This window comes from Brachyspira suanatina (genome assembly GCF_001049755.1).
Taxonomy (GTDB): Bacteria; Spirochaetota; Brachyspiria; order Brachyspirales; family Brachyspiraceae; genus Brachyspira; species Brachyspira suanatina.
This window is the reverse complement of the sequence record NZ_CVLB01000028.1, coordinates 1-474: the sequence shown is the minus strand read 5'-3', so window position 1 is coordinate 474 and position 474 is coordinate 1. Positions and strand designations below refer to the sequence as shown.

At 39.2% G+C, this 474-nt stretch carries 1 protein-coding gene; it reads right to left on the bottom strand.

The genetic code is table 11. The features are described from left to right. On the bottom strand, positions 1-474 hold a 474-nt coding region (locus BRSU_RS14105; protein WP_048596225.1), incomplete at both ends, for a phage tail tape measure protein.

The following is a 474-nucleotide window of genomic DNA, read 5'->3' as shown; positions in this document are numbered from 1 at the left end:
TTCTTTCCAGATAATGCCAAAGCAGCATTTCCTGACTCAACGCTGCTGAACATACTAGAAACATCTTTTCCACTTTTAGCAGCTTTTTCAGCAAGCATTTGCAGAGCTTCCTGAAGTGTACCGCCTTGTTCGATAAACTCTTTAAAGCTAGTTCCTGCTATTTCTCTAAACGCTTTATCTGTGGTGCTGCCTTCTTTATTAAGCTCTACTAAAGCCTGCCTAATCTGTGTTGTGGCCACAGAAGTAGGCGTACCTTGGGCAGTCATTACGGCAATAGCAGCTCCTATATCTTCAAACTGAACACCTAATGCTGAAGCGGTAGGAATGACATTAAATAAAGATTTTGATAACTGAGTAAAATCAGTTTTTCCTAGCTTTACAGTTTGAAACATTATGTCCGAAGCTCTATTAACATTAAGAACTTCTGTTCCATAAGCATTTGTAACTGAAGTAAGCCCATCAACTGAAGTTTCT